Source organism: Pseudoxanthomonas sp. 22568 (assembly GCF_052044485.1).
GTDB lineage: Bacteria > Pseudomonadota > Gammaproteobacteria > Xanthomonadales > Xanthomonadaceae > Pseudoxanthomonas_A > Pseudoxanthomonas_A beigongshangi.
Map to the genome: position 1 here is coordinate 1 of NZ_JBQENC010000023.1, position 25,582 is coordinate 25,582.

Below are 25,582 nucleotides of genomic sequence, written 5' to 3' on the forward strand. Positions count from 1 at the left end.
TCGTCTATCGGGAATCAGGGTGAGTGGTCGCGACTTACGTCGCTCCTACAATGGCAATTCGTAGAAAAAACAGGGCGGCCATGGCCGCCCTGTTTCATCGCGCCTTCGAATGCCGAAGCGCGCTATTCCACCTTCACTTCCACCCGCCGCGCCTCGTCGGCGTTGCCGTTGCCCTCGGTCTGCATCGGCTTGTCCAGTTCGATGCGCTCGGCGGCGATGCCATTGACCACCAGCCACTGCTGGATGGCCTGCGCGCGCTGCTTGGCCAGCTCCTGGTTGGTCGCCAGATCACCGCTGGCGTCGTGGAAGCCGGACACCCGCGCCTTGCTGTCGGATTTGGCGTGCAGGCTGCCGAGCACGCGGGCCAGCCGCGCGCTGGCATCGGCCGGAACCACCGCCGAGCCGACATCGAAGTACACCTTGGCCAGGCGGGCGTCGGTCATCTCCGCGACGTGCATGGATTCGGCCGAATGGGCGCCGCCCGCCGCCGCGCTGGCGCCGCCCTTGAACCAACCGTCCACCGGCAGCAGCGGCACCAGCAGCAGGGCGACGATGTTGATGATCTTGATCAGCGGATTGATGGCCGGGCCGGCGGTGTCCTTGTACGGATCGCCGACGGTGTCGCCGGTGACCGCGGCCTTGTGCGCATCCGAACCCTTGCCGCCGTGATGGCCTTCCTCGATGTACTTCTTGGCGTTGTCCCAGGCGCCGCCGCCGGTGCACATCGAGATGGCGACGAACAGGCCGGTGACGATCGTGCCCATCAGCAGGCCACCCAGCGCGGCCGGGCCGAGCAGCAGGCCGACGATGATCGGGATGATCAGCGGCAGCAGCGACGGCACGATCATTTCGCGGATCGCCGACCTGGTCAGCAGGTCCACCGCCTTGTCGTATTCCGGCTTGCCGGTGCCTTCCATGATGCCCTTGATCTCGCGGAACTGGCGGCGCACTTCCTCCACCACCGCGCCGGCCGAACGACCCACCGCCTGCATCGCGAAGGCACCGAACAGGTACGGAATCAGGCCGCCGATCAGCAGGCCGACCACCACCTTGGGATCATTGATGGCGAAGCTGACCGCGCCCTCGCCGAACTTCTCGCCCAGCTTGTGCGCGTAATCGGCGAACAGCACCAGCGCGGCCAGCGCGGCCGAACCGATCGCATAGCCCTTGGTCACCGCCTTGGTGGTGTTGCCGACCGCGTCCAGGGCATCGGTGATCTTGCGGATGTCCGGGCCCAGCTCGCTCATTTCGGCGATGCCACCGGCGTTGTCGGTGATCGGGCCGTAGGCATCCAGCGCGACCACCATGCCGGCCATCGACAGCATCGCGGTGGCGGCGACGGCGACGCCGTACAGGCCGCCCACCCAGAAGCTGGCCAGGATGGCGATCGCCACCGCGATCACCGGCAGCGCGGTCGACTTCATCGACACCGCCAGGCCGGCGATGATGTTGGTGGCGTGGCCGGTTTCGGACGCCTTGGCGACCTGCTGCACCGGCGCGTACTCGGTGGCGGTGTAGTACTCGGTGATTACCACCATCGCCGCGGTCAGCACCAGGCCGATCAGCGCGCAGCCGAACAGCGGCATCAACAGTTCCGGCGCGAACATCGACTTGGTGACGAAGAAGAACGCGATGGCGGCCAGCACGCCGGAAACCGCGAGTCCGCGGTACAGCGCGTTCATGATCTTGCCGCCTTCACGCGCTTTGACGAAGAAGGTGCCGATGACCGAAGCCACGATCGACACCGCGCCCAGCACCAGCGGATAGACCACGCCGGCCCAGCCGTAGGTGGCGAAGGAGATGCCGGCGATCAGCATCGCCGCGATCACCGTCACCGCGTAGGTTTCGAAAAGATCGGCGGCCATGCCGGCGCAGTCGCCGACGTTGTCGCCGACGTTGTCGGCGATCACCGCCGGGTTGCGCGGGTCGTCCTCGGGGATGCCCGCTTCGACCTTGCCGACCAGATCCGCACCGACATCGGCGCCCTTGGTGAAGATGCCGCCGCCCAGGCGCGCGAAGATCGAGATCAGCGAGGCACCGAAGGCCAGCCCGACCATCGGCTGCAACGCGGCCTTGATCGCGGCCTCGGTGGGCTGGCCGTTCCAGACCACGATGAAGTAGCCGGCCACGCCCAGCAGGCCCAGGCCGACCACCAGCAGGCCGGTGACCGCGCCGCCGGTGAAACTGATCTTCAACGCCTGGTTCAGGCCGTGGGTGGCGGCCTCGGCCGTGCGCACGTTGGCGCGCACCGAGACGAACATGCCGATGAAACCGGCCACGCCCGACAGCGCCGCGCCGATGGCGAAACCGATGGCGGTGGGCCAGCCCAGCGCGGGCACGAAGCCGATGATCAGGAACAGGATGACGCCGACGATCGCGATGGTGGTGTATTGCCGGCGCAGGTAGGCGCTTGCGCCTTCCTGCACCGCCGCCGCGATTTCCTGCATGCGCGGATTGCCGGCAGGCCGGGACAGAATCCAGCGTGCCGAGAATATTCCGTAAAGAATTGCCACCGCGGCGCAGACCAGCGACAGCATCAAACCGTGTTGTTCCAGCATGACCCCTCCCAAGGTAGATGGATGACGTCCGGCGAGTGCATGACCGGTCGAAAATCCGGGTGGGGCAGTGATCCCGATGGAGCCTGTCGAACGGGATACAGCCACTGCGGCGAGGGGCCGCGCGGATACCGACGTGTTCAGACAATCCCTGGAGCGCCCCGAGTATGACCCGAGCCCGGCCCGCCCGCCAACCACGAGCCGGGGTTCAGGCAGGCCGTGCCAGCCTTGCGCGGTCGTGTTCCCGAGGTTGCCCGATGCGTCCGATTTCCCCCCTCGTCCTCACCGCCACCCTGGCCGCCGCCGTTGTCCTGCCGGCGTTTGCGGCCGAACCGCAGCCGGAGATCAAGCGGCCCGGCGCCGCCACCGCGCAGGCGGTGGGTGCGGTCCATACCATCCGCCAGATTCCGGAGGCGTGCGCCCGTTTCGAGGGCATGTTCACCGGCGATGCGGCGCAGCCCTACCGTTTCAGCGTGGTCCGCACCAGCGCGCAGTGCCAGCCACGCGCGCGCCTGCTGGACGCGGCCAAGGCCAAGCCGGAGACGGCGTCGGGCTGGCTGCTCAACGACGTGATCCGCATTCCGAGCGCGGCCTGCGCCTCGCAGCAGGCGGTCGTCCGCATCTGGCGCAAGCCGGTGGCGGTCAGCACGCCGGACAAGGATGGCCAGGGCCAGGCCCGCATCTATCTGGAAGACGCCAAGCAGGACATCGCCGCCGGCAAGATCGCGCAGGCGAAGATTCCGCTGTTCGCCGCCGGGATGAAGGTCGAGGGCAAGTGTCCCTAGAGTGGGGACCTGCCTGACGGCCATCGTCGTTGCTCGACGAGGGTCGAGCAATCCGTTCGAATCACGCCGCGTCATTCCCACCACGCGCGCAATGACCACACGCGGCGCACGCGGGCCCAGCCGCGCGTGCGCCGGTGGATGAAACTCAGTTCTTCAACGGCTTGGACGGCTTGAGCTTGCCGGACATGGCGTCGAACGCGGCCTGATCCGACGGCGACAGGTTCGGCCGGCCCGCCAGGAAGCCCATGGTGATGCCGCCGATCACGTAGTAGGTCTCGCCGGCTTCCACTTCCAGGTTGAGCACGTCCTTGGCTTCCGAATGCACGGTGTAGGCGTGCGCGCCGGGTTCCACCGCGACGACGAAATAGCTGCCGCTGCTCAGCTTGCCCAGTTCGGTTTCGCCTTCGCGGACGATGTAGTTGACGGCGGCGCCGGCAAATTTCTTTTCACGGAAGAACACGATCTGGCCCTTGCCGGCCTCCGGAGCGGCGATGGCGATCGCGCCCTTGGACTGCGATGCCGGCGCGGGCGCGTCGGCGGCCGGGGCCGGCGCAGGTGCTGCTTGTTCCTGTGGCGCGGGCGAGGGGGCGGCATCGGCCGCTTCCGCCGGCGCCGCGGTGGCGGCTTCCTGGGCGGCGATGGCGAACGGGGCACACAGGACTGCGGCGATCACGAGGCGGGTCAGGCGGAAACGCATGGATGCTCTACTCCGTTGGTTGGGTGGTGGTGCGTGGGGATTCGGTTGGCGGCGTCCGCGCGATGGCGCAGGCCGGCGACGGCGATGCCGATGGCGGCAGCGCCTGCGCGAGCCGGGCCCGCGCGCGGGTGCCGGCGGGCAGTTCGATTTCCCTGCCCTTGAGGAAATAGGCGAAGGGACCGGCCACGACGGCCGTGCCGATCGCGGCACGCGAGCGATCCTGGCCGCTGCCGCCCAGCTTGAAACCGCGCAGTCGTATCTGCTCGCCCTGGTATTCGAGATACCGCGCCGCCAGCAGGATTTCGCCCGGCTTGCCGCCGCCGCGCGACGGCTCGGCATGCACGACTTCACCGACGCCGGCGGTGCCGGCGGGCAAGGTGCCGTCGGAAGTGATCACGGGCTCGACAAGCGTCAGGCGAAAGCGTTCGCCGCGTTGGGTGCGGGCGGAATTCAAGGTGTCCGCGAGTGCGAGCTCCAGCTCTGCGCCTTCGGATGGCGGGCAGGCCGGTACCGTGACGGGCGCCGAGGGTGGAACCGCGGGAATGGAGGGAATCGCCTGACCCGGCGTGACGGCGCCAGCGACGGCGGACGCGCACAGCAACGCCAGCGCCGGCAAGGCGCGAACCGTCGACATCGGGTTTCCCCTCCAGATTTCCCCGCGCGCAGGCTAGCGCAGGCGTGGGGAACTGCATAGGGGATATCACGCCGAAGTTTGGGGCGACGGTGGGACTTGGTCCCACCCGCGTCATTGAACGATGAACAAGGAAACGAGCAGGAAGACGGCGCCACGATGTTTCATCGCGGACGCCATCTCCCGTTCACCCCTCCCAATTCGGCAGCTTCTGCTTCACCGCCACGTTCTTCAGCGCGACGTACTTCGGCAGGCCGTCGCGGCCGAACTCGGGATAGGCCTCGCCGCGGATCAGCGGCTCCAGGTATTTGCGCGCGGCGGCGGTGATGCCGTAGCCGTCCTTGCGCAGGAAGCCGTTCGGCATCTTCTTTTCGTGGTTGGCGACTTTTTCCAGCGGCGCGGCTTCGATCTTCCAGCGGTACGGCGCGTCGGACGTGCGCACGATCACCGGCATCACCGCGTTCTGTCCCTTCAGCGCGTACTGGACCGCGGCCTTGCCGACCGCCTGGGCCTGTTCCCAGTCGGTCTTCGAGGCGATGTGGCGGGCCGAGCGCTGCAGGTAGTCGGGCAGGGTCCAGTGGACCTTGAAGCCCAACTGGTCCTTGACCCGGCCGGCCAGATAGGACGCCACGCCGCCGAGCTGGGTGTGCCCGAACGAATCCTTGCCGCCGCCGGCGTCGGCGACGAAGCGGCCGTCGGCGTGCTGGATGCCCTCGCTGGCCACCACCACGCACCAGCCGACCTTGGCCACGACCTTCTTCACCTGGGCCAGGAACGCCGTCTCGTCGTAGGCGCGCTCCGGGAACAGGATGATCTGGGGCGCGTCGTCCGGCGACTGCCCGGCCAGGCCGGCGGCCGCGGCCAGCCAGCCTGCGTGGCGGCCCATGGCCTCGTACACGAACACCTTGGTGGAGGTCTCGGCCATCGCCGCCACGTCCAGCGCCGCCTCGCGCACGGATACCGCGGTGTACTTGGCGGCCGAACCGAAGCCCGGGCAGGTGTCGGTGACGGCCAGATCGTTGTCGACCGTCTTGGGCACGCCGATGCAGGTCAACGGGTAGTCGAAGGCCTTGGCCAACTGCGACACCTTGAGCGCGGTATCGGCCGAGTCGTTGCCGCCGTTGTAGAGGAACCAGCGCACGTCGTGGGCCTTGAATACCGCCAGCAGGCGTTCGTAGCGGGCGCGGTCGGCCTCCAGCGACTTCAGCTTGACCCGGCATGAGCCGAACGCGCCGCCGGGGGTCTGGGCCAGCGCGCGGATGGCCGCGGCGGACTCCTTGCTGGTGTCGATCAGCTCCTCGCGCAGGGCGCCGAGGATGCCGTTGCGGGCCGCCAAGACCTTGATTTTACGGGCGCGTGCCTCGCCGATGACGGCCGCGGCGGTGGCGTTGATGACGGCGGTGACACCGCCGGACTGCGCATAAAGTAGGGTGCCCTGGGACATGGGGGGTACGTTCCGGGTTGCTGGGATGCGGTAAGCTTCACACAGATGACGCGGTGCAGCGAGGCGCGGGGGATCCCGCCGCCCGGCACCGCCAGCAGGATTCTAGTTCGGGAGTTACACAATGCGATTGGTTCTACTGGGCCCCCCCGGGTCGGGCAAGGGCACTCAGGCGGCGCGTCTGAAGGAATATCTGCAGGTTCCCCACATTTCCACCGGTGATCTGCTCCGCGCGGAAGTCGCGGCGGGCACGCCGCTGGGCGTGCAGGCCAAGGAAATCATGGCGCGCGGCGATTTCGTCAGCGACGAGATCCTGCTGGGCATGCTGGAGGATCGGTTCGCCCGTCCGGACACCGCCAACGGTTTCATCCTCGACGGCTACCCGCGCAACCTGGTCCAGGCCGACGCCCTGGGCGTGCTGCTGGAGCGGATCCGCCAGCCGATGGATTTCGCGGTGCAACTGGAAGTCCCCACCGATCTGCTGGTGGAACGCATCGCCGGCCGCGCCAAGGCCGAGGGCCGCGACGACGATTCCCCGGACGTGGTCCGCAACCGCCTGGACAAGTACACCAGCCAGACCGCGCCGGTCATCGAGTACTACCGCCAGCACGGCCAGCTCACCGTCGTCGATGGCGTCGGTTCGCTGGACGAGGTGTTCAGCCGCCTGATCGAGGCGTTGGCGCCGGCCAAGGAAGTCGGCTGAGGCCGGCTTCCGCACGGCTGCGGCCGCTGTGTGATTGCATGGCGGCCCACCGCGAGGCGGCGGAACGCCGCTGATAACGCGCTCCCTGTCTCGCTGGCCCGGGCCTCCCGCCCCGGTTGCATCGTCCGCGCGCCGGGCCGCACCGCCGCTGGCGCACCGGCGTGCCGAAAGGGGAGCACTGGGCTAAAGTCTCGTCGTTCACCACGGAAACGTCGTCTTGAAGATCCACATTCTGGGAATTGCCGGCACGTTCATGGGCGGCGTGGCCGCGCTCGCCCGCGAGCTGGGGCACGAGGTCGAAGGCAGCGACCAGGCAATCTACCCGCCGATGTCCACGCAGTTGGAGAACCTCGGCATCGCGCTGGCGCAGGGTTACCAGGCAAACAACATCTCGCCGGACTGCGAGGAGATCGTCATCGGCAACGCGCTCTCGCGCGGCAACGACGCGGTCGAGGCGGTGCTGGACGAGGGCCGCCGCTACACCTCCGGCGCGCAGTGGCTGTCCGAGCGCGTGCTGCCCGGCCGCGACACCCTCGCGGTGGCCGGCACCCACGGCAAGACCACCACCACCACCATCCTGACCTACCTGCTGGAAGCGGCCGGACGCTCGCCGGGTTTCCTGATTGGCGGCGTGGCGGAGGACTTCGGCGTGTCGGCGCGGGTGGGCCAGGGCCGCGAGTTCGTGGTGGAGGCGGACGAGTACGACACCGCGTTCTTCGACAAGCGCAGCAAGTTCGTCCACTACCGGCCGCTGGTGGCGATCCTCAACAACCTGGAATACGACCACGCCGACATCTTTCCCGATGTGGCCGCCATCCAGCGCCAGTTCCATCATCTGGTCCGCACGGTACCGCGCCGCGGCCGCCTGATCGTCAACGGCGAGGATGCGCGCCTGGCCGAAGTGCTGGCGATGGGGTGCTGGACGCCGGTGGAACGATTCGGCTTCGATCCCGCGCTGGAATGGAGCGCGCGCTTGATCCGCGAGGACGGCAGCGTCTTCGCCGTGCGCCACCAGGGCCGCGAACTCGGTGAAGTGCGCTGGCCGCTGCTGGGCCGCCACAACGTGCTCAACGGACTGGCCGCGCTGGCCGCGGTGCACGCGGTCGGCGTGGACCCGGCGACGGTGATGCCGGCGCTGGCGCATTTCCGCAGCGTCAAGCGGCGGCTGGAAGTCATCGGCGAGGCGGACGGCATCACCCTGTACGACGATTTCGCCCACCATCCCACCGCCATCCACACGACCCTGCAAGGACTGCGGGCGAAGGTGGGCGACGCACGCATCGTGGTAGCGATGGAGCCGCGCAGCAATTCGATGCGGTTGGGCGCGCACGCCGATGCGCTCGCGCCATCGCTGGCGCTGGCCGACGCGGTGGTATTCCTGCACCGGCCGGAATTGCCGTGGGACGCCGGCAAGGTGGTCGACGCGATCCGCGGCGACGCGCGCACGGTGCCGGACGTGGAGGCGTTGATCGCCGCGCTGCGGTCGATCGCGCGCCCGGGCGACCACGTGGTGTTCATGTCCAACGGCGGCTTCGACGGCGCGCCGCGCCGCTTCCTGGCGGCGCTGCGGGAAACCGCGTAGGGTGGATCCCGCCCCACCACCGCCCAGTGTCGATGACTGTTCCGTGGATGGATTCCGATACGCCACCCTGGACCGTGGTTGACGGAGATCCGATGACCGAAATCCTGCCGTTGTTCCCCCTGCATGCCGTGTTGCTGCCCGGTGCGGGCCTGGGCTTGCGGGTATTCGAGCGGCGGTATCTGGACCTGGTGCGCGATTGCGGGCGATCCGGTCGCGGTTTCGGCATCTGCCTGATCCTGGAAGGCGAGGAAGCGGGGCAGCCCGCGGTGCCGGCCGCCTACGGCACCGAGGCCATGATCGAGGACTTCGATACCGGCCCCGACGGCCTGCTCGCCCTGCGCGTGCGCGGCGCGCGCCGGTTCCGGGTCATCCGCACCCGCGTGCGCGACAACGGCCTGGTGATGGGCGAAGTGCAGTGGTGCGAGCCCGAGCCCGACGACGAACTGCAACCCCAGCACGGCCTGCTGGCGACGCTGCTGCAGAGCCTGCTCGAACAGGCCGGCGCGGATCTGGCGCGGATCACCCCGGCGCAGATGGACAGCGCCGCGTGGGTGGGATGGCGGTTGGCGGAACTGCTTCCGCTCAGCGCGCAGCAGCGGGCGATGCTGCTGCAGGAAGACAATCCGCACGTGCGCCTGGATCGGCTGCTCGCGGCGATCGCCTGATCAGGCTCAAGGTTTCCTGGCGGCAGGTTCCGGCGGAGCGATCGGCACGGCATCCGTGCGTACGCGCAGCACCGGCAGTTTCGATTGCGGGTGCGGTTCGATCCGGTGCTGCATCGGCGCGGTGGCGGCACTCACTGCGAGCAGTGCCGCATCGGCTTCGCGCAACGGGCGCCACACGCCCACCAGCCGGAACGCCTGCTGGTGCTTCAACACCTGCGCACTGCCGATCCACAGCGGGGTGTCGCCCGGTTGCAGCAGCGTGTTCGCCGGCCACAGCCGCAGCACGAAGCGCAGGCCGGGCTGGGCGCCGTCGCGCACCATCAGCAGGCTCTCGGCGCGGGTATCCAGGGTGGCCGGCAGCACCGGCTGCTCGGCCGGGGACAGATCGGTATCCAGCAGGTTGAGCGCGTCCTCCCAGCCGGCCTGCGGCTGCGCCCGCCAGCCGGCCGCTTCCAGTCGCGCCTGCAGCGGCGCCAGCGGCCCGGCCACCTGCACGTCCAGCGGCCAGCGCTGTTCGTCGTCGAACTCGTTGCGGCGCGCCGGCAGTCGTTGCCAGCCTTCCCGCCACCAGTCGTCCATCGCCATCGCCCGCACCATCACCGGGGTCTCGAACTGCGCCAGCATGCGATCCACGTTGCGCGGCGCGTGCCACAGCGCGGCGACGGCGAAGGCGCCGTAGAACAGCCAGCCCAACGGGGTGATCCAGAACGAGCGCACCATGCGCCGCCGGTAGGCGATGCCCAGCACCAGCAGCCAGACGATGCCGAACAACATGCCGCCGATGATGTCGCTGAGCCAGTGCGCGCCCAGGTAGATGCGGGCGAAACCGATCAGCGCGACCACTATTCCCGAGACCAGATATGGCCAGACCCGCTGGCGGCCCGGCAGTTCGCGCGCGATCAGCACCGCGAAGAAACCGAAGGTGATGGTCGCCATCGTCACCGCGATGGACGGGAAGCCGAAACCGCTGCTGACCGACGGCGGCTTGGGAATATCGACCGAGGCGCCGAGCCACGCGGTCAGCGCGAGGCCGAACGCCAGCGCGGCCAGCCAGTGCGCCGCCGCCATCCAGCGTCGGCGCCAGCACAGGTACACCAGCACCAGCAGCGAGGCCGGCGCCAGCACCTGCTCGTCGCCGAGCGAGGCGATCGCGGCCAGCGGCTGGTCGGCCAGCGGATTGCGCAGCACCTGCATCAGTTCGTGCACGGCCAGATCGATGCCCAGCGGCTCGCCGTGGCCGATGACGATGACCAGGAAGGCGAACCACACCCAGACGATCGCCAGCAGCAGGATCGCCAGCAGCGCCAGCGGCACCGACTCGCGGCGCCCGGGATCGAACACCGCCGCCGAATAGCGGCCAATGACCGGATGCGCGTGCGACCAGGCCAGCGCGCGCGCCAGCAGCGCATCGGCATGGGCGGCGAACCAGCGGTAGCTGTACAGCACCAGCGCCCAGGCCAGGGCCAGCACCACCAGCAACAGGCCCAGCACCAGGCCCAGGCGGCCGGCGACCGCGGCCACCGCGTCGTAGGCGTGCCCGAATATCCAGCCCGGCAGCAGGAACAGGGCCGCCCACGAAACCGCCGCCAGCAGGCTGGCCGGCAGGTAGCGCTTCATCGGCATCCGCAGCATGCCGGCCACCGCCGGCACGAACGGCCGGATGGGACCGACGTAGCGGGCGATCAGGATGCTCTTGATGGCGTTGCGGCGGAACAGCACCTCGCCCCGGTCCAGCAACTGCGGATAGCGGCTGAAAGGCCAGTGACGGCGCAGTTGCGGCCCCCAGCGGTGGCCAACCCAGAAACTGGTGCCGTCGCCAGCCAGCGCGCCGATGGCGGCGCAGATCAGCGCATAGGGGCCGGAGATCTCGCCCAGGCCGATCAGCACGCCGACCGCGAACAGCAGCGGCAGCGCCGGCACGATGGCGCCCAGGATGATCACCGCGTCGCAGAAGGCGATCGCGAAGATCACCGCCCCCGCGGCCACCGGATGTGCGCTGATCCAGGCCAGCAGCGAGTCGAACCAGGACGGATTCATCGCCCGGATTATAGGCGGCCGTTCATGACTGGCATCCCGTCTGATGGGCGTGGACTTTCAACGTGAAACGTGGCTGGCGACGTGCTCCCGGCCCCGTATCCGGACGCTTCGTCCCGCCGCCGCCGGCCCGCCGCCCGGCCGGGGTATCCTGAAAGGCATCCCATTTCCATCGGCGGACGCAGGACTTCCATGGCCAGCTTGCAGGGCAAGACTCTCTTCATCACCGGCGCCTCGCGCGGCATCGGCCTGGCGATCGCCTTGCGCGCGGCGCGCGACGGCGCCAACGTGGCGATCGCGGCCAAGTCCTCGGTCCCCAACCCGAAGCTGCCGGGCACCATCCACAGCGCGGCGCAGGCGGTCACCGAGGCGGGCGGGCAGGGCCTGGCGCTGAAATGCGACATCCGCGAGGAGGACGACGTGCGCGCGGCGGTGGCCGCGACCGTGGACGCCTTCGGCGGCATCGACATCCTGGTCAACAATGCCAGCGCGATCTGGCTGGCCGGCGTGCTGGACACGCCGATGAAGCGCTTCGACCTGATGAACCAGGTCAATGCGCGCGGCAGTTTCCTGTGCGCGCAGGCGTGCCTGCCGTACCTGCGCCAGGCGGCCAATCCGCACATCCTCACCCTGGCGCCACCGCCGTCGCTGGATTCGCGCTGGTGGACGCCGCACACCGGTTACACCCTGGCGAAGATGGGCATGAGCTTCGTGACCCTCGGCCTGGCCGGCGAGTTCGGTCCGCAGGGCGTGGCGGTCAACGCGCTGTGGCCGCGCACGATCATCGCCACCGACGCCCTGAACATGATTCCCGGCGTCGAGATTCCGCGTTGCCGCACCCCGGCCATCGTCGCCGACGCCGCGCATGCCGTGCTCACCCGGCCGGCGGCGGGTTTCCACGGGCATTTCCTGATCGACGAGAACGTGCTGCGAGAAGCCGGCGTCGAGGATTTCTCCGGCTACGCCGTGGATCCTTCCCAGCCGCTGTTGCCGGACCTGTTCCTGGATCCCTGATGACGTGCATCTTCTGCGCCATCCTCGAAGGTCGGGCCGCGGCCAGCCGGGTGGCCGAGGATGCCGACGTGGTGGCGTTCCTGGATCTGCGCCAGCCGGTGCCGGGGCATGTGCTGGTGGTGCCGCGCGCGCATGTCGAGACGATCTACGAACTGGCGCCGGACACCGCCGCCGCGCTGATGCGGATGGCGGTGCGGGTCGCACAGGCGCTGCGGGCGGAATTCGATCCACCCGGCCTCAACCTGTGGCAGTCCAACGGCCATGCCGGCGGGCAGGAAGTTCCGCACGTGCATCTGCATGTGCAGCCGCGCCAGTATCGCGATGGCCTGTTCCGGCTTTATCCGCAGGGGCTGCCGGCACCGGCCGTGCGCACCGATCTGGATGGGCTGGCCGCGCGCCTGCGCCCGCACTGCCATATCGCTTCCTGAAGGTCCAGGCCACTTTTCCAGAACGTCTTTTCCACCGGAGCATCCCGATGACCGCCGACGCCGCCTCCTTCCGGCAAGGACTGACCCTGATCCGCTGCGTGCTGGCGGCATTGCTCTTCATCCATGGCGCGGCCCGCCTGGGCGCGGGAGGCGTGGCACCGTTCGGGCAGTTCCTGGACGCGCAAGGGTTTCCCTTCGGCGCGGGTATCGCCTGGTTCATCACCGGATTCGAACTCTCCGCTACCCTGCTGCTCGCCTGGGGTCGCTGGGTGACCCCGCTGGCGCTGGTGTTCGCCGTCATCTACGCCTGCGGCATCTGGCTGGTGCACGCGCAGGAAGGCTGGTTCGTGGTCGGTCTCGGCCGCAACGGCATGGAGTACAGCGTGCTGATCCTGGCCTGCCTGCTCGGCCTAGCCTGGGCCTGCCGGCCCCGGCGTTCCGCCATCCCCCATTGAACCGCAACAACGATTCACGAGAACGACATGAAATACCTGCACGCGATGATCCGCGTCCACGATCTGGACGCCACCAGCAAGTTCTTCACCGAGGGCCTGGGCCTGCGCGAGACGCGCCGCATGGACAACGAGGCCGGCAAGTTCACCCTGGTCTACTTCGGCGCGCCGGCCAATCCCGAGTCGGAAATCGAACTGACCTACAACTGGGGTTCGGACGAGGACTACGGCAGCGCCCGCAACTTCGGCCACCTGGCCTTCGAGGTCGACGACATCTACGCCACCTGCGCGCACCTGCAGTCGCTGGGCATCACCATCAACCGCCCGCCGCGTGATGGCCGCATGGCGTTCGTGCGCACGCCCGATCTGATTTCCATCGAGCTGTTGCAGAAGGGCGCGGCATTGCCGCCGCAGGAGCCGTGGATGTCGATGGCAAACGTCGGCGTATGGTGAACGCGACCTCGATGATGGCGGTCGCGGGCGCGCGCGACGCACTTGGATTCGCCATCCAGATCGGGGAAGCTGTGCTCCCGCGATGACACGACGGATGCATGATGAGCCTGGCACTGCTGGTGATTGATGTGCAACGTGGATTGTTCGAGACCAGCCCGCCACCGGCCGACGCGGACGGCGTGATCGCCGGCATCAATGCGCTCGCCGGGCGCGCGCGCTCGCGCGGCGTGCCGGTGATCCACGTGCAGCACGAGCGCGCGGGCGGGATGGAGCCGGAATCGTCCGGCTGGCAACTGGATCCGCGGCTCGACGTCGTCGATGGCGATCGCCGCATCCGCAAGAGCACGCCGGATTCGTTCCTGCGTACCGGGCTGGACGAAGTGCTGGCTTTCCTGGGTGTGGAGGAACTGGTGATCTGCGGCTACGCCACCGAGTTCTGCGTCGATACCACCACCCGCAGCGCGGCCGCGCACGGCTATGCGGTGACGCTGGCGGCGGACGCGCACACCACCCATGACAAGGCGCACGCCAGCGCCGCGCAGATCCGCACGCACCACAACGCCACCCTGCCGGACATCACCAGTTTCGGACCGCGGATCCGGGCGGTGCCGGCCGACGCGATCGATTTCGCCTGATCCGCAACGCCCGTTCCGGCGCATGCCGGCGCGAGCCTTGCCGACGCCGCCGGGGATGACGGCGCCGGCGGCCCGCGGGGACCGCCGATCGGGGGGAAATCAGCGACAATATCGCTCTTGTCCCGCCCGCCCGCCGACGCCATGACCGCCAGCCCCGCCTCCGACCTGCTCGCCAAGGGCAAGCAGTACTACCTGCCCATCTATCGCCAGCGCGAGCTGATCCTGGATCGTGGCCAGGGCGCGCGCATCTGGGACAGCGAAGGCCGCGAATACATCGATCTGTCCGCCGGTATCGCCGTGTGCGGCCTGGGCCACAACGATCCCGATCTGGTGGCGGCGCTGGTCGAGCAGGCCGGCAAGCTGTGGCACACCAGCAACGTCTTCCACAGCGAGCCGCCGTTGCGCCTGGCCGAGGAACTGGTGGCCTCGTCGCGCTTCGCCAGCCGCGTGTTTCTGTGCAATTCCGGCGCCGAGGCCAACGAGGCGGCGATCAAGCTGGTGCGCAAGTGGGCGGCCGGCCAGGGACGGGCGCCGGACAAGCGCGTCATCGTCACCTTCCGTGGCAGCTTCCATGGCCGCACGCTGGCGACGGTGACCGCGACCGCGCAGCCCAAGTACCAGGAAGGCTACGAACCGCTGCCCGGCGGTTTCCGCTATGTGGATTTCAATGACCTCACCCAGCTGGAAATCGCGATGGCGGCCGGTGATGTCGCCGCGGTGATGCTGGAACCGATCCAGGGCGAGGGCGGGGTGATGCCGGCCGCGCCCGGCTTCCTCAGCGCGGTGCGCGAGCTGTGCGATCACCACGGCGCGCTGCTGGTACTGGACGAGATCCAGTCCGGCATGGGCCGTACCGGCACCCTGTTCGCGCACTGGCAGGATGGCGTGACCCCGGACATCGTCACCCTGGCCAAGGCGCTGGGCGGCGGCTTCCCGATCGGCGCGATGCTGGCCGGCCCGAAGGTGGCCGAGGCGATGCAGTTCGGCGCGCACGGCACCACCTTTGGCGGCAATCCGCTGGCCGCGGCGGTGGCGCGGGTCGCGCTGCGCAAGCTGGCCGCGCCGGCCATCGCCAACAACGTCGCCCGCCAGTCGGCGGCGCTGCGCAAGGCGCTCGCCGAGATGGACGCCGAACTGGGCCTGTTCTCGCAGGTGCGCGGCCGTGGCCTGATGCTCGGCGCGGTGCTGAAGCCGGCCTTCGCCGGACGCGCCGGCGAAATCCTCGACCTGGCCGCCGCGCAGGGCGTGCTGCTGCTGCAGGCCGGCCCGGACGTGCTCCGTTTCGTGCCGGCGCTGAACATCCACGACGACGAGCTGGCCGAGGGCTGCAAGCGCCTGCATGCCGCGCTTCGCCAATTTGTGGGCAAGTAGGCGGAGAAATGTAGGAGCGACGTCAGTCGCGACCGTTGAGCTGGAGCATCCCGGAAAATCCGACCAGGGCGTGCGCCGAGGCACGGACGATAACGCGGGAAGCTTGTCGGTCCGCAAATGTCCGCGTGATGAGAATCTGTCCGGGCGTCGTATGTATTGCGGTCGCGACTGACGTCGCTCCTACAGGTATCCGGCGATGCTCAGGCCAACCGGTAACGCCTGAACACCTGCCGCAGGCTGGCGGCGTCGGTGACGGTTTCCGCGTGCAGGCCCACACTGCGGGCGCCCTGGACATTGGCGAACACATCGTCGACGAACAGCGTGCTCGCGGCGTCCCATCCCAGTTGCGCCAGCGCCAGCGTGTAGATGCGCGGCTCCGGCTTGCGCAGTTGCAGGGCGCCGCTGCAGATCACGCGGCCTTCCAGTCGCGGATGGATGGGCGCGACGATGCGCGGGATGGCCCGCGCCATCAGCAGGCCGTTGTTGGTGAGCACGCCCAGTTCCAGGCTGGCGTCGAGGGCCAGGATCTGGTCCAGTACCGCCGTGTCGGCGTGGCTGCCGGCCATCCGCGAGGCAATCCAGGTGTCTTCGTCGATCGCCCGGGCGATGCCTTCGCCCAGGCGCGACAGATACAGCTCCGTGCTGATCCGGCCGCCGTCGTACTCGGTTTCCAGGCCGGAGGTGAACAGCACCTCGCGCACGCGTTCGTGCTCCGCGCCGGCGTGGGCGGCCAGGTGGGCGATGCGCTGTTCGTGATGGTAGTGCGCGAGCACGCCATCGAAGTCGAACAGCACCCGCTCGATCCGCGGCGGCACCATCATCCGGCGGCCACCACCTTGAATGCCTCGCGCGCGGCGGCGACGGTCTGCTCGATGATCGCGGCGTCGTGCGCACTGGACATGAAGCCGGCCTCGAACGCCGAAGGCGCCAGGAACACGCCGCGTTCCAGCATCGCGTGGAAGAAGCGGTTGAACGCGCCGATGTCGCAGGCCACGGCCTGCGCGTAGGTGTCCACGTACTGGTCGGTGAAGAACATGCCGAACATCGCGCCGACACGGGTGGTGGAGAACGGCACGCCGGCTTCGCGCGCGGCGGCCTCCAGGCCATCGCAGAGCGCATTCGTCGCGTCCGCCAGGCCTGCGTGGAAACCCGGTGCCTGGATCAGTTCCAGCATCGCCAGGCCGGCGGCCATCGCCACCGGATTGCCGCTGAGCGTGCCGGCCTGGTAGATCGGGCCGGCCGGGGCGATCTGCGAGAGCAGTTCGCGGCGGCCACCGTAGGCGCCCACCGGCATGCCGCCGCCGATGACCTTGCCGAAGGTGGTCAGGTCCGGGGTGATGCCGTAGTGCGCCTGCGCGCCGCCGAGGGCGACGCGGAAGCCGGTCATCACCTCGTCGAAGATCAGCAGCGCGCCGTGCCGCGTGCACAGCGCGCGCAGATGCTGGAGATAGCCTTCGCGCGGCGGCAGGCAGTTGGCATTGCCGACCACCGGCTCGATGATCAGGCAGGCGATTTCGCTGCCGTATTGCTCGAACAGCGCGGTCGCACCCTCGAAGTCGTTGTAGCTCAGGGTCAGGGTCAGTTCGCTCAGGCCCGCGGGCACGCCGGGCGAAGTCGGCACGCCCAGGGTCAGCATGCCGCTGCCGGCCTTGACCAGGAACGAATCGCCATGGCCGTGGTAGCAGCCTTCGAACTTGACGATCCGGTTGCGGCCGGTGGCGCCGCGCGCCAGCCGGATCGCCGACAGCGTGGCCTCGGTGCCGGAGTTGACCATGCGCACCATTTCGCAGGACGGCACCAGGCGGGTGATGGTCTCGGCCATGGTGACCTCGGCCGGGCACGGCGCGCCGAACGACAGGCCGTTCTGGATGGCGGCCTGGACCGCTTCGCGCACGGCCGGATGGTTGTGGCCGACGATCATCGGTCCCCACGAACCCACGTAGTCGATGTAGCGGTTGCCGTCCACGTCATGCAGGAAGGCGCCGTCGGCGCGCTGCACGAAGAAGGGCTCGCCGCCGACCGACTTGAACGCGCGCACCGGCGAGTTGACGCCGCCGGGAAGCAGTTGCTGGGCGCGGGAGAACAGGGCGTGGGACTGATCGTGGTTCATCTGGATTCCAAACAGGCAGGAGGGCGTCCGGTGGGAGCGGCCTGGACCGCGAAGGAACGCCGGGGAAAGCTTCATCGCGACGGGCGTCGCTCCCACAGCAGGCCGCCGGTCAGGCGGCGAGGCTTCGCCGGTAGGCGCGCACCGCCCCGATGGGGTCGGCGGCCTCGAACACGCCGCCGATGACCGCCACCAGATCCGCTCCGGCGGCGACCAGGGCAGGTGTATTGTCCGGGGTTATGCCGCCTATCGCCACCCGCGGCACGCCCAGAACGGCGGCGTCGGCCAGCAGCGCGGGCGTGGCCCGGCGCGTGGTGGCCTTGCTGCGGGTGGGGAAGAACGCGCCGAACGCCACGTAGTTGGCGCCCGCGGCGACCGCGCGCCGGGCGCGATCGAGTTCGTCATAGCAGGATGCGCCGACGATGGCCGCCTCGCCCAGCAACGCGCGGGCGGCGGCGATGTCGCCGTCGTCCTCGCCCAGGTGCACGCCGGCCGCGTTCACCGCCAGCGCCAGCGCCGCGTCGTCGTTGATGATCAGCGGCACGCCGGCACGCGCGCACAGCGCCTGCAGCGCGCTCGCCTGCTGGCCGCGCAGCGCCGCGTCGGCGCCCTTGTGCCGGTATTGGAGCCAGGTGACACCTTCGGCGAGCAGCGGTTCCACCCGCGCCAGCAGCCGCGCGGTGTCGGCCTCGTCGGGGGTGATCAGGTACAGGCCGCGCGGCGCGGGGCCGCCGGCGGGCCAGGGGGAATTCATCGGCGAAACTTCCGGTGCGGGAACGGGAGTGGGACAATGGACGGCCCACCGACCCGCATTATCCGATGACCGACGCTACCGCCACCACCTACCGCACCTGGATGTGCGTGGTCTGCGGCTTCCTCTACGACGAGGCGGAGGGGCTGCCGGAAGAGGGCATTGCCCCCGGCACCCGCTGGGAGGACATTCCCGACACCTGGACCTGCCCGGACTGCGGCGTGACCAAGGACGACTTCGAGATGGTCGAGGTGCCGTAGCGCGGGGTTTGCCCGGCTTCGCGTGACGTCGGAGACGAGCGATCGACGTCCAGGGCAGCGGAGCAAGCTCCGCTCTACGCGATGCGCAACGGAAGATTCCGATCCTGGAGTCCCCTTTGAAAAAGGGGGCGGGCGCCTGCGAAGCAGGTGACGGGGGATTTTGCTCTTCGCACCCAAAGCCAAATCCCCCTAATCCCCCTTTTTCAAAGGGGGAGAAAAGGCAAAGCTTCGAATCCCGAATCCCGAATCCCGAATCCCGAATCCCGAATCCCGGTTTTTCAACGGCCGCACGGCCGGTCATCCCGAATCCCGGCCCTCAATGCATCCTCGCCGGCGGCGTGGCATTCAGTTCCACCAGGCGTTCGCGCAGTTCGACCGCGTCGGTGGCTTCGGGAGCCAGTTGCAGGTAGCGCGCGAGGTCCTGGCGGGCCCCGCCGAGGTGTTCCATCTTCAGGTAGGCCATGCCGCGATCACGCAGGGCGTCGGCCTGGTCGGGAATCAGCTTGAGCACGCGGTCGGCGCTGCGCGCGGCGCGATCCCATTCGTCGCGTTCGGCGTACACGCCGTGCAGATTGCGCAGCACGCGCACCAGGATGGCGCGGTGGCTGGCCGGGTCGAGGATGCGCAACAGCGCGTTGTCGTCGGGAATGTCGCCGCCCAGGTGTGGTCGGGCCCGCTCGCGCAGTTCGTCGGCGCCGAGCGGGCGGCCGCCGTTGAACGGATCCATCACCAGCAGGCCATCGTCCACCGGCAGGCGGACCAGGAAGTGACCGGGAAATGACACCCCGTCCAGCGGTACGCCGAGCCGGCGCGCGACTTCCATCTGAACCATCGCCAGCGAGATCGGATTGCCCAGGCGGCGTTCGAACACCTGGTTGAGATAGCTGTTGCGCGGGTCGTAGTACTGCTCGTGGTCGCCGCTGTAGCCGAGTTCGTCGAACAGGTGGCGGTTGATCGCGGCCATCTTCAGCGGCCATGCCGCGATGGCGTCGATTTCCGCGCGCAGGTGCGAGACGTGGCCCTGCACCATCGTGTCATACGCATCCGCGTCGAGATCGGGGTACTCGTCGCGCGCGATCAGCAGCGCGGTTTCCAGCAGCGGCAGCGCCTCGTCGGCGCGGGTCGCCAGGCTGCTCCAATCCGGCAATGTGAGGCGATCCCCCATGACGCCAGACTGCGGCCAATTTCCGCCGCGATCAAGCCCTAGCGGGCCGGCGCGATGTCCTTGCCCAGATGCAGTTCAGCCCCGTCCTGCAGCTTCAGGCGCTCGGCTTCGCCCGCATTCAGTTCCAGCACGTAGCGTGCCGGCGCGTTGCTCGGATAGGACGGGCAGGCGTCGCCGGCCGAGCAGGGCGGGGTGTCACGACGCTGGGCGACCAGCTTGCGTTCGTCGTCGAAATACAGGATGTCCAGCGGGATGCGGGTGTTCTTCATCCAGTACGCCTGCGGTTCCTCGCGGTCGTGGATGAACAGCATGCCGGTGCCCTCGGCCAGCACGTCGCGGAACATCAGCCCGCGCGCGCGCTCGGCGTCGTCGTCGGCGATTTCCACCTGGTAGCGCTGGCCGCCGATTTCCACCCAGCGGCCGTCGGCGCTGGCGCATCCGCTCAACGCCAGCGACGCGGCGACGGAAAGCAGGCCGGTGACGAGAATACGGTTGAGCATGCGGAGCCTCCTGCGGCGCGGGCGGAAAAGGGGATTACAGCACCTGCGGCGGCTCGCCGCCGATGATCACCACGTCCGCCGGGCGGCGCGCGAACAGGCCGACGCTGACCACGCCCGGGATCTGGTTGAGTTCGCGTTCCAGGCCGACCGGATCGACGATGGACAGGTTGTGCACGTCCAGGATCCAGTTGCCGTTGTCGGTGGTCACGCCGTCGCGCCAGACCGGCTGGCCGCCGGTCATCGCCAGGATCTCGCGCGCCACCAGGCTGCGCGCCATCGGCACGACCTCGACCGGCAGCGGGAACTTGCCCAGCACCGGCACCTGCTTGATCGGGTCGATGATGCAGACGAACTTGCGGCTGGCCTCGGCGATGATCTTCTCGCGGGTCAGCGCCGCGCCACCGCCCTTGATCAGGCGCTTGTGCGGATCGCACTCGTCGGCGCCGTCCACGTACAGGGACAGGGTGCCGGTGGCGTTGAGATCCATGACTTCGATGCCATGCCGGCGCAGGCGCTCGGTGCTCTGCTCGGAACTGGACACCGCGCCGGCGATGCGATCCTTGATCCGCGCCAGCGCATCGATGAAGTAGGCCACGGTGGAACCGGTGCCGACGCCGACGATCATGCCGTCCTCGACGAAATCGATGGCCTTTTCGCCGGCCAGGCGCTTGTGTTCGTTCTGCGACACGACGGTCATTCCATGGAGAGGAGGTGTTTCCACTGCGCGGCGGTGACCGGCAGGACGGACAGGCGGTTGCCGCGGGCGATCAGGGCGAAGCCGTCGCCGAGGGCGTCGGCCTGCTGCTTGATCTCGTCCAGCGGGATGGTGCGCTTGAGCTTGCGTTCGAAGGCGACGTCGACCAGCACCCAGCGCGGTTCCTCGGGCTTGCTCTTGGGGTCGTAGTAGTCGCTCTTCCTGTCGAACTGGGTCGGATCCGGATAGGCCGCGCTGGCCACCTTGGCGACGCCGACGATGCCCGGCACCGGGCAGTTGGAGTGGTAGAACAGCACGCCGTCGCCCACCTGCATGCCGTCGCGCATGAAATTGCGCGCCTGGTAGTTGCGCACGCCGTTCCACGGTTCCACGCCCACCTTCCGCAAGTCGTCGATGGAGAAGGCATCCGGCTCGGACTTCATCAACCAGTAGCGCTTGCGTGCGGTCATGCGGGCATTCCGTGGGGGCTGCGGGACGGAAACAGGGTCTGGCTTTCGGTGCAGATGGCATCCACCTGCACATCCCAGGCAGCAGGCGCCAGGGTGTCGATGCGCTGGGCGGAGAAACCCACTCCGACCAACCAGGGCGGCGGGTTCGAGCGCTGGCGGAAAGCGAAACTGCGATCGTACCAGCCGCCTCCCATGCCCAGCCGGTGGCCCTCGCCATCGAAGCCCACCAACGGCATCAGCACCAGCGCCATTTCGGTCGGATCCAGCGCCGAGGCGGGCTCGACGTCGGGCTCGGGAATGCCGAAGCGGTTGGTGACCAGCGCATCGCCGGGACGCCAGGGCGCGAAGCCCAGGGTATTGTCCGCGCGCAACACCGGCAGGCAGTAGACCAGGCCCGCGGGCAGGCGCAACTGCCAGTTGTGCAGGCCGATTTCACCGTCCATGGCCCAGTAGCCGGCGGCATAGCCGGATGCGGGCAGGAAGGGCAGCGCGCGCAGCCGCTCGGCCAGCGCATCGGCGGCGGCGATGCGTTGCGCGGCGGGAATCGCCCGGCGGCGCTGGCGCAGTTCGCGCCGGAGCGCGTCGCGATCTGAACTCATGAGAGCGGGCGGGACGAATCCATGGCCCGGAATTTTAAGCCAAGCGGCCGGTTCCGGGTCGTTTGCCGGACGGTACCGTCATCGGGGGGGCGGGACATGCCGTCCGCGCGCGGAGCGGATGCCGCCAGGCCGAGAGCACCAGGACCCGTAAACGCGCGAACGGCGGGTGGCGCGGCGCGGGTGCCACGCGGGCATGACAGCACGGGAATGGCAGCAGCGCCGTCAGTCGCGGCCGCGGGAGGACGGTCCGGATACGACGGCTTCGTCGCGAAGCAATCCGGCAGAAGGTGGATGGCAAGACCGGCCGGGTCGCGACTGACGGCGCTGCTGCGCTGGAAAAAATACGTCCTCCGCCATGGCGATGCTCGCGAAACGACCTTGAACCCGGGGTTCAAGTGGGAAGGCTGGATATCCATCGGGCTTCCCGCTGCGAAGGCGGACCTGCACTCCCGGCTACCGTTGCCATCCCGTGGTCGTCATTAAGGGACAAGGCGAATGTTTGCGCGCGCTGTCGTTCACAGCAGAGGACGCGGCGCCAGTATAGCGGCCCGTCGGAAATTGCCTAGTCCGTTCGTCGGCACAATTCAGTCGCGGTTCGCGACACCGCGCGATCACTGCACTAACGCGGTGCGTCGAGTACTTCGTCCAGCCTGCGGTGCAGATCGTCGAGCGCGCGCGAGAATTCGCGATCGCGCAAATGGCGCTCGTCGCGCAATTGTTGCAATTCGTGTGCCAGGTTCAGCGCGGCCAGGACCGCGACCCGGTCCACCGCCGCCATCCGGTTGCTGCCGCGCACTTCGCGCATCTTGCTGTCCAGCAGCTTGGCGGCGGCCATCAGGCTGCTGCGTTCCTCCGGCTCCACGCCGACGGTGTACTCGCGATCGAGGATGTGGATGCTGACCGGCTCGTTGGCGCTCACGTGTGCTGCTCCAGGGACTTCAGGCGGCTGATCATCGCTTCCACCCGCGAGCGGGCCTGTTCGTTCTTGGCCAGCAGTTGCGAACGCTCGCCGACCAGTTGTTCCTGCTGGTGGCGCAGGCTGCGGTTCTCGTCGGCCAGTTGCTGGCAACGATCGGCCAGCGCCTGGATGCGCGCGGAGAGGCGTCGAATCTGTTCCAGCGGGTCGGCGTTGTCCATGGGCGGCACGATAGGGGCGGGGCCGGAGGCCGGTCAAGGGCGTCCGGCGGGCGCCCCGTTCAGGAGACCGCGCGGATGCCCGAACCGGGGTAGTACTCCTGGATGAACTGCAAACACTGTTCCGGTTCCAGCGCCCGCGAAACCCAGTGGCCCTGCACCTCGTCGCAGCCGTGATCGCGCAGGAATTCGAACTGGTCGTAGGTTTCAACGCCCTCGGCGATGACCTTCAGCGCCAGCGAACGGCCCATGGTGATGATGGTGCTGGTGATGGCGGCGTCGTCGCTGTCGTCGGGCAGATCGCCGATGAATTCGCGATCGATCTTCAGGGTGGTCAGCGGCAGACGCTTCAGGTAGGCCAGCGAGGAATAGCCGGTGCCGAAATCGTCGATGGCCAGGGAAATGCCGAGCCGCCGGCAGGCGCGCAGGGTGTCGGCGTTCTGTTCCGGGTTGGCCATGACCACGCTCTCGGTGAGTTCCAGTTCCAGCCGATCGGCGGGAATGCCGGTCTCGGCCAGGATCCGCGCCAGCACCGCCGGCAGGTCGCCGCGCTGCAACTGCATCGCCGAGATGTTGACCGCCACGGTCAGTTCTTCCAGCCCGCGATCGTGCCAGCTGCGCATGATCCGGCAGGATTCGCGCAGGGCCCATGCGCCAATCTCCAGGATCAGGCCGGACTCCTCCGCCAGCGGGATGAACTGCGCCGGCGACACCATGCCGAACTCCGGGCTGTCCCATCGCATCAGCGCTTCCACCGCGGTGATCCGCTGCGGGGTGATCGCCAGCCGCGGCTGGAACACCAGCGACAGCTCGTTGCGCTCCAGCGCGCGCCGCAGCGCGCTGGCAAGGATGGCGCGATGGCGGGTCTTCTCGTCCATCGATTCCGAATACACCTGGTAGGTGTGCCGGCCCATGGCCTTGGCCTGGTACATCGCGGTGTCGGCGTGCTTGAGCAGTTCGGTCGGCACCTGCGCGTGCTGCGGGTACAGGCTGATGCCGATCGAAGGCGACACCGACATTTCCAGGCGTTCGCCGAAGTTCAGCGGAGTGCGGAAGGCTTCGATGATCTGCTGGGCGATCCGCTCGGCGTCCTGCAGCGAGTCGATGTCCTCCAGCACCACCGTGAACTCGTCGCCGCTCAGGCGCGCGACGGTGTGCTGGGCGCCGACGGTCTGCTGCACACGCGAGGCGGCCGCGCGCAGGATGCGGTCGCCGGTGGCATGGCCGAGCGAATCATTGATGTCCTTGAAGCGGTCCAGATCGATGAACAGCACCGCGACGTGACCCTGCTCGCGCCGCGCTCGGACAATCGCGCGCGACAGCCGCTCGGACAGCAGCGAGCGGTTCGGCAGGCTGGTCAGGGTGTCGTAGTTGGCCAGGTAGCGCAGTTCCTGCTCGGCGCGCTTCTGCTCGGTGATGTCGGTCAGCACCTGCACGTACAGCTGGCGTTCGCCGGACGCGTCGGGCACCACGTTGGTCTCGATCCGGCAGAGGATTTCCTCGCCGTCCTTGCGCACCTTCCACACTTCGCCGGACCAGTGGCCGGTATGCAGCAGCTCGGCGTTCATGCGCTCGAAGAACGTCTCGTCGTGCTGGTCGCTGTCCAGCATCCGCGCCGGCCGGTCGAGCACTTCGTCCTCGTTGTAGCCGGTGATGCGGGTGAAGGCGGGATTGATGGTGATGAAGTGGTGCGCCCAGTCCAGCACCGCCACCGCTTCGTTCATGCTGCGCATCACTTCGCCGGCGATGCGGTGTTCGTACTCGGCGTTGCGGCTGAGCGTGATGTCGCGGGCGGTGCCGGCGATGCGGACCGGGCGTCCTTCCGGATCGCGCTCGACCACGCGACCGCGCGCGCGCACCCAGATCCAGTTGCCGTTCTGGCCCATGTCCATGCGGTGCTCGGACATGAACAACGGCGCCTTGCCCTGCAGGTGCAGGCGCAGGCGTTCCATCACCAGCGGCATGTCGTCGGGATGGATCGGCGGCACTTCGCCATGGCGGGTGAACACGGTGATGTCGGAGGAATGCAGGGCGGTCTCGTCCGCGCGCATCCGGTACAGCTTGCGCTGGACCAGGTCGTAGTCCCAGAAGTGCTCGCCCGAGGCCCACAGCGCCAGCTTCAGGCGTTCGTCGCGGGTGCGGGTGGACTCGGTGCGCAGGGGTTCCGGCGGCGCGCGCCGGGCATCCAGCCACGGTCGCCAGTACCGGCGGGTGGCGACCAGCGCGACCCCGGCCAGTACCAGCAGCGCCACCGCCAGCAGCGGCAGGCGCGCCGACAGCGGCCAGCTGGGATGCGTCACGGCGGCGAGTGCGCAGAGCATGAAGTCGCTGGGAGCCGTCCGGAGCCTGGAGATGGGCCAGTGTAGGGGCGGGTGAACAGGCACAACAAGCGGCCCGGGGGCAATTCATTGCTACACTTCGGGATCTGTCCGACTCCGTTCGCGGATTGCGTTAGT

27 protein-coding genes, 1 other RNA gene and 1 pseudogene are annotated in these 25,582 nt (G+C 68.6%); 11 read left to right on the forward strand and 18 right to left on the reverse strand.

The window, feature by feature from the left end; all coding sequences use genetic code 11:
* Window positions 1-122 precede the first annotated feature (122 nt).
* Window positions 123-458 carry an OmpA family protein gene (locus tag ACTJI2_RS19190; RefSeq protein WP_440843050.1) on the reverse strand — a complete coding sequence of 112 codons (336 nt, stop codon included), beginning with the start codon at window positions 456-458 and terminating at the stop codon, window positions 123-125.
* A 66-nt stretch (window positions 459-524) separates the two neighbouring features.
* Window positions 525-2,558 (reverse strand): annotated as a pseudogene (locus ACTJI2_RS19195) (sodium-translocating pyrophosphatase); the annotation flags it as partial.
* A 254-nt stretch (window positions 2,559-2,812) separates the two neighbouring features.
* On the opposite strand from ACTJI2_RS19195, the gene ACTJI2_RS19200 reads away from it, so the two are divergent.
* Window positions 2,813-3,340: a hypothetical protein gene (locus ACTJI2_RS19200; protein WP_440843038.1), complete on the forward strand. Its 528-nt coding sequence runs from the start codon at window positions 2,813-2,815 to the stop codon at window positions 3,338-3,340.
* Between the two features lie 145 nt (window positions 3,341-3,485).
* Here the strand turns inward: ACTJI2_RS19200 and ACTJI2_RS19205 are convergent, their stop codons facing one another.
* From ACTJI2_RS19205 to ACTJI2_RS19215, 3 genes are all read right to left on the reverse strand, one after another.
* Complete coding sequence (locus tag ACTJI2_RS19205; protein ID WP_203323509.1) at window positions 3,486-4,037, reverse strand: DUF2846 domain-containing protein; 552 nt, start codon at window positions 4,035-4,037, stop codon at window positions 3,486-3,488.
* A gap of 7 nt (window positions 4,038-4,044) precedes the next feature.
* Window positions 4,045-4,671 carry a hypothetical protein gene (locus ACTJI2_RS19210; RefSeq protein ID WP_183644453.1) on the reverse strand — a complete coding sequence of 209 codons (627 nt, stop codon included), beginning with the start codon at window positions 4,669-4,671 and terminating at the stop codon, window positions 4,045-4,047.
* Window positions 4,672-4,855: 184 nt separating this feature from the next.
* Complete coding sequence (locus ACTJI2_RS19215; protein ID WP_318288525.1) at window positions 4,856-6,112, reverse strand: 6-phosphofructokinase; 1,257 nt, start codon at window positions 6,110-6,112, stop codon at window positions 4,856-4,858.
* A 121-nt stretch (window positions 6,113-6,233) separates the two neighbouring features.
* Between ACTJI2_RS19215 and ACTJI2_RS19220 the strand changes: the two genes are divergently transcribed.
* The 3 genes from ACTJI2_RS19220 (at window position 6,234) to ACTJI2_RS19230 (ending at window position 9,059) form a co-directional block, all read left to right on the forward strand.
* A complete protein-coding gene (locus ACTJI2_RS19220) occupies window positions 6,234-6,812 on the forward strand; it encodes an adenylate kinase (protein ID WP_183644447.1) in 579 nt (192 codons plus the stop codon).
* Window positions 6,813-7,065: 253 nt separating this feature from the next.
* A complete protein-coding gene (gene mpl / locus ACTJI2_RS19225; protein WP_440843051.1) occupies window positions 7,066-8,394 on the forward strand; it encodes a UDP-N-acetylmuramate:L-alanyl-gamma-D-glutamyl-meso-diaminopimelate ligase in 1,329 nt (442 codons plus the stop codon).
* Window positions 8,395-8,486: 92 nt separating this feature from the next.
* Entirely contained in the window at window positions 8,487-9,059 is a 573-nt protein-coding gene (locus tag ACTJI2_RS19230) for an LON peptidase substrate-binding domain-containing protein (protein ID WP_192197262.1), read from the forward strand.
* 6 nt (window positions 9,060-9,065) lie between these two features.
* Here the strand turns inward: ACTJI2_RS19230 and ACTJI2_RS19235 are convergent, their stop codons facing one another.
* Window positions 9,066-11,096: a VTT domain-containing protein gene (locus ACTJI2_RS19235; RefSeq protein ID WP_440843039.1), complete on the reverse strand. Its 2,031-nt coding sequence runs from the start codon at window positions 11,094-11,096 to the stop codon at window positions 9,066-9,068.
* A 189-nt stretch (window positions 11,097-11,285) separates the two neighbouring features.
* On the opposite strand from ACTJI2_RS19235, the gene ACTJI2_RS19240 reads away from it, so the two are divergent.
* From ACTJI2_RS19240 to ACTJI2_RS19265, 6 genes are all read left to right on the forward strand, one after another.
* Window positions 11,286-12,107 (forward strand): SDR family oxidoreductase, encoded by an 822-nt coding sequence (locus ACTJI2_RS19240; RefSeq protein ID WP_440843040.1) that lies wholly within the window; start codon window positions 11,286-11,288, stop codon window positions 12,105-12,107.
* Window positions 12,107-12,535, forward strand: coding sequence for an HIT family protein (locus ACTJI2_RS19245; RefSeq protein WP_440843041.1), 429 nt, complete (start codon window positions 12,107-12,109; stop codon window positions 12,533-12,535). Before ACTJI2_RS19240 ends, ACTJI2_RS19245 begins: the two co-directional genes overlap by 1 nt.
* A gap of 47 nt (window positions 12,536-12,582) precedes the next feature.
* Window positions 12,583-12,990, forward strand: a complete 408-nt coding sequence (locus ACTJI2_RS19250; RefSeq protein ID WP_183644432.1) for a DoxX family protein — start codon at window positions 12,583-12,585, stop codon at window positions 12,988-12,990.
* Window positions 12,991-13,017: 27 nt separating this feature from the next.
* Window positions 13,018-13,440 (forward strand): VOC family protein, encoded by a 423-nt coding sequence (locus tag ACTJI2_RS19255; RefSeq protein WP_203323507.1) that lies wholly within the window; start codon window positions 13,018-13,020, stop codon window positions 13,438-13,440.
* A gap of 101 nt (window positions 13,441-13,541) precedes the next feature.
* Window positions 13,542-14,075, forward strand: a complete 534-nt coding sequence (locus tag ACTJI2_RS19260) for a cysteine hydrolase family protein (RefSeq protein ID WP_141454023.1) — start codon at window positions 13,542-13,544, stop codon at window positions 14,073-14,075.
* Between the two features lie 141 nt (window positions 14,076-14,216).
* On the forward strand, window positions 14,217-15,446 hold the full coding sequence (locus tag ACTJI2_RS19265) for an acetylornithine transaminase (protein WP_183644866.1): 1,230 nt from the start codon (window positions 14,217-14,219) through the stop codon (window positions 15,444-15,446).
* Between the two features lie 200 nt (window positions 15,447-15,646).
* Here the strand turns inward: ACTJI2_RS19265 and ACTJI2_RS19270 are convergent, their stop codons facing one another.
* From ACTJI2_RS19270 to thiE, 3 genes are all read right to left on the reverse strand, one after another.
* Window positions 15,647-16,264: an HAD family hydrolase gene (locus tag ACTJI2_RS19270; protein ID WP_440843052.1), complete on the reverse strand. Its 618-nt coding sequence runs from the start codon at window positions 16,262-16,264 to the stop codon at window positions 15,647-15,649.
* Window positions 16,264-17,556, reverse strand: a complete 1,293-nt coding sequence (hemL, locus tag ACTJI2_RS19275) for a glutamate-1-semialdehyde 2,1-aminomutase (RefSeq protein ID WP_192197265.1) — start codon at window positions 17,554-17,556, stop codon at window positions 16,264-16,266. Before hemL ends, ACTJI2_RS19270 begins: the two co-directional genes overlap by 1 nt.
* Window positions 17,557-17,665: 109 nt before the next feature.
* Window positions 17,666-18,307, reverse strand: coding sequence for a thiamine phosphate synthase (gene thiE, locus ACTJI2_RS19280; protein ID WP_440843042.1), 642 nt, complete (start codon window positions 18,305-18,307; stop codon window positions 17,666-17,668).
* Between the two features lie 65 nt (window positions 18,308-18,372).
* On the opposite strand from thiE, the gene ACTJI2_RS19285 reads away from it, so the two are divergent.
* Window positions 18,373-18,564: a rubredoxin gene (locus ACTJI2_RS19285; RefSeq protein WP_141454019.1), complete on the forward strand. Its 192-nt coding sequence runs from the start codon at window positions 18,373-18,375 to the stop codon at window positions 18,562-18,564.
* A 316-nt stretch (window positions 18,565-18,880) separates the two neighbouring features.
* Here ACTJI2_RS19285 and ACTJI2_RS19290 read toward each other — a convergent pair whose 3' ends face one another.
* From ACTJI2_RS19290 to ACTJI2_RS19330, 9 genes are all read right to left on the reverse strand, one after another.
* Complete coding sequence (locus ACTJI2_RS19290; RefSeq protein ID WP_440843043.1) at window positions 18,881-19,729, reverse strand: SirB1 family protein; 849 nt, start codon at window positions 19,727-19,729, stop codon at window positions 18,881-18,883.
* 38 nt (window positions 19,730-19,767) lie between these two features.
* Complete coding sequence (locus ACTJI2_RS19295) at window positions 19,768-20,229, reverse strand: DUF192 domain-containing protein (RefSeq protein WP_440843044.1); 462 nt, start codon at window positions 20,227-20,229, stop codon at window positions 19,768-19,770.
* A 34-nt stretch (window positions 20,230-20,263) separates the two neighbouring features.
* Window positions 20,264-20,917, reverse strand: coding sequence for a ribose-5-phosphate isomerase RpiA (rpiA, locus tag ACTJI2_RS19300; RefSeq protein WP_440843045.1), 654 nt, complete (start codon window positions 20,915-20,917; stop codon window positions 20,264-20,266).
* 5 nt (window positions 20,918-20,922) lie between these two features.
* Window positions 20,923-21,393: an EVE domain-containing protein gene (locus ACTJI2_RS19305; RefSeq protein ID WP_183644409.1), complete on the reverse strand. Its 471-nt coding sequence runs from the start codon at window positions 21,391-21,393 to the stop codon at window positions 20,923-20,925.
* On the reverse strand, window positions 21,390-21,992 hold the full coding sequence (locus ACTJI2_RS19310) for a 5-formyltetrahydrofolate cyclo-ligase (protein WP_192197267.1): 603 nt from the start codon (window positions 21,990-21,992) through the stop codon (window positions 21,390-21,392). The genes ACTJI2_RS19305 and ACTJI2_RS19310 overlap by 4 nt, the downstream gene beginning before the upstream one ends.
* 343 nt (window positions 21,993-22,335) lie before the next feature.
* A non-coding RNA gene (gene ssrS, locus ACTJI2_RS19315) (6S RNA) lies at window positions 22,336-22,522 on the reverse strand.
* An 89-nt stretch (window positions 22,523-22,611) separates the two neighbouring features.
* On the reverse strand, window positions 22,612-22,911 hold the full coding sequence (locus tag ACTJI2_RS19320; protein ID WP_203323504.1) for a cell division protein ZapA: 300 nt from the start codon (window positions 22,909-22,911) through the stop codon (window positions 22,612-22,614).
* Window positions 22,908-23,129, reverse strand: coding sequence for a TIGR02449 family protein (locus tag ACTJI2_RS19325; protein WP_141454012.1), 222 nt, complete (start codon window positions 23,127-23,129; stop codon window positions 22,908-22,910). The genes ACTJI2_RS19320 and ACTJI2_RS19325 overlap by 4 nt, the downstream gene beginning before the upstream one ends.
* 59 nt (window positions 23,130-23,188) lie before the next feature.
* The gene (locus ACTJI2_RS19330) at window positions 23,189-25,426 is read right to left on the reverse strand and encodes a putative bifunctional diguanylate cyclase/phosphodiesterase (protein ID WP_440843046.1); all 2,238 of its coding nucleotides are present in this window, start codon (window positions 25,424-25,426) and stop codon (window positions 23,189-23,191) included.
* Window positions 25,427-25,582 lie beyond the last annotated feature (156 nt).

What these genes read in the sequence shown, in the direction of transcription:
- ACTJI2_RS19190 (WP_440843050.1), bottom strand. Translation starts at nt 458, where the DNA reads ATGCACGTCGCGGAGATGACCGACGCCCGCCTGGCCAAGGTGTACTTC.
- ACTJI2_RS19200 (WP_440843038.1), top strand. Translation starts at nt 2,813, where the DNA reads ATGCGTCCGATTTCCCCCCTCGTCCTCACCGCCACCCTGGCCGCCGCC.
- ACTJI2_RS19205 (WP_203323509.1), bottom strand. Translation starts at nt 4,037, where the DNA reads ATGCGTTTCCGCCTGACCCGCCTCGTGATCGCCGCAGTCCTGTGTGCC.
- ACTJI2_RS19210 (WP_183644453.1), bottom strand. Translation starts at nt 4,671, where the DNA reads ATGTCGACGGTTCGCGCCTTGCCGGCGCTGGCGTTGCTGTGCGCGTCC.
- ACTJI2_RS19215 (WP_318288525.1), bottom strand. Translation starts at nt 6,112, where the DNA reads ATGTCCCAGGGCACCCTACTTTATGCGCAGTCCGGCGGTGTCACCGCC.
- ACTJI2_RS19220 (WP_183644447.1), top strand. Translation starts at nt 6,234, where the DNA reads ATGCGATTGGTTCTACTGGGCCCCCCCGGGTCGGGCAAGGGCACTCAG.
- mpl (WP_440843051.1), top strand. Translation starts at nt 7,066, where the DNA reads ATGGGCGGCGTGGCCGCGCTCGCCCGCGAGCTGGGGCACGAGGTCGAA.
- ACTJI2_RS19230 (WP_192197262.1), top strand. Translation starts at nt 8,487, where the DNA reads ATGACCGAAATCCTGCCGTTGTTCCCCCTGCATGCCGTGTTGCTGCCC.
- ACTJI2_RS19235 (WP_440843039.1), bottom strand. Translation starts at nt 11,096, where the DNA reads ATGAATCCGTCCTGGTTCGACTCGCTGCTGGCCTGGATCAGCGCACAT.
- ACTJI2_RS19240 (WP_440843040.1), top strand. Translation starts at nt 11,286, where the DNA reads ATGGCCAGCTTGCAGGGCAAGACTCTCTTCATCACCGGCGCCTCGCGC.
- ACTJI2_RS19245 (WP_440843041.1), top strand. Translation starts at nt 12,107, where the DNA reads ATGACGTGCATCTTCTGCGCCATCCTCGAAGGTCGGGCCGCGGCCAGC.
- ACTJI2_RS19250 (WP_183644432.1), top strand. Translation starts at nt 12,583, where the DNA reads ATGACCGCCGACGCCGCCTCCTTCCGGCAAGGACTGACCCTGATCCGC.
- ACTJI2_RS19255 (WP_203323507.1), top strand. Translation starts at nt 13,018, where the DNA reads ATGAAATACCTGCACGCGATGATCCGCGTCCACGATCTGGACGCCACC.
- ACTJI2_RS19260 (WP_141454023.1), top strand. Translation starts at nt 13,542, where the DNA reads ATGAGCCTGGCACTGCTGGTGATTGATGTGCAACGTGGATTGTTCGAG.
- ACTJI2_RS19265 (WP_183644866.1), top strand. Translation starts at nt 14,217, where the DNA reads ATGACCGCCAGCCCCGCCTCCGACCTGCTCGCCAAGGGCAAGCAGTAC.
- ACTJI2_RS19270 (WP_440843052.1), bottom strand. Translation starts at nt 16,264, where the DNA reads ATGGTGCCGCCGCGGATCGAGCGGGTGCTGTTCGACTTCGATGGCGTG.
- hemL (WP_192197265.1), bottom strand. Translation starts at nt 17,556, where the DNA reads ATGAACCACGATCAGTCCCACGCCCTGTTCTCCCGCGCCCAGCAACTG.
- thiE (WP_440843042.1), bottom strand. Translation starts at nt 18,307, where the DNA reads ATGAATTCCCCCTGGCCCGCCGGCGGCCCCGCGCCGCGCGGCCTGTAC.
- ACTJI2_RS19285 (WP_141454019.1), top strand. Translation starts at nt 18,373, where the DNA reads ATGACCGACGCTACCGCCACCACCTACCGCACCTGGATGTGCGTGGTC.
- ACTJI2_RS19290 (WP_440843043.1), bottom strand. Translation starts at nt 19,729, where the DNA reads ATGGGGGATCGCCTCACATTGCCGGATTGGAGCAGCCTGGCGACCCGC.
- ACTJI2_RS19295 (WP_440843044.1), bottom strand. Translation starts at nt 20,229, where the DNA reads ATGCTCAACCGTATTCTCGTCACCGGCCTGCTTTCCGTCGCCGCGTCG.
- ACTJI2_RS19305 (WP_183644409.1), bottom strand. Translation starts at nt 21,393, where the DNA reads ATGACCGCACGCAAGCGCTACTGGTTGATGAAGTCCGAGCCGGATGCC.
- ACTJI2_RS19310 (WP_192197267.1), bottom strand. Translation starts at nt 21,992, where the DNA reads ATGAGTTCAGATCGCGACGCGCTCCGGCGCGAACTGCGCCAGCGCCGC.
- ACTJI2_RS19325 (WP_141454012.1), bottom strand. Translation starts at nt 23,129, where the DNA reads ATGGACAACGCCGACCCGCTGGAACAGATTCGACGCCTCTCCGCGCGC.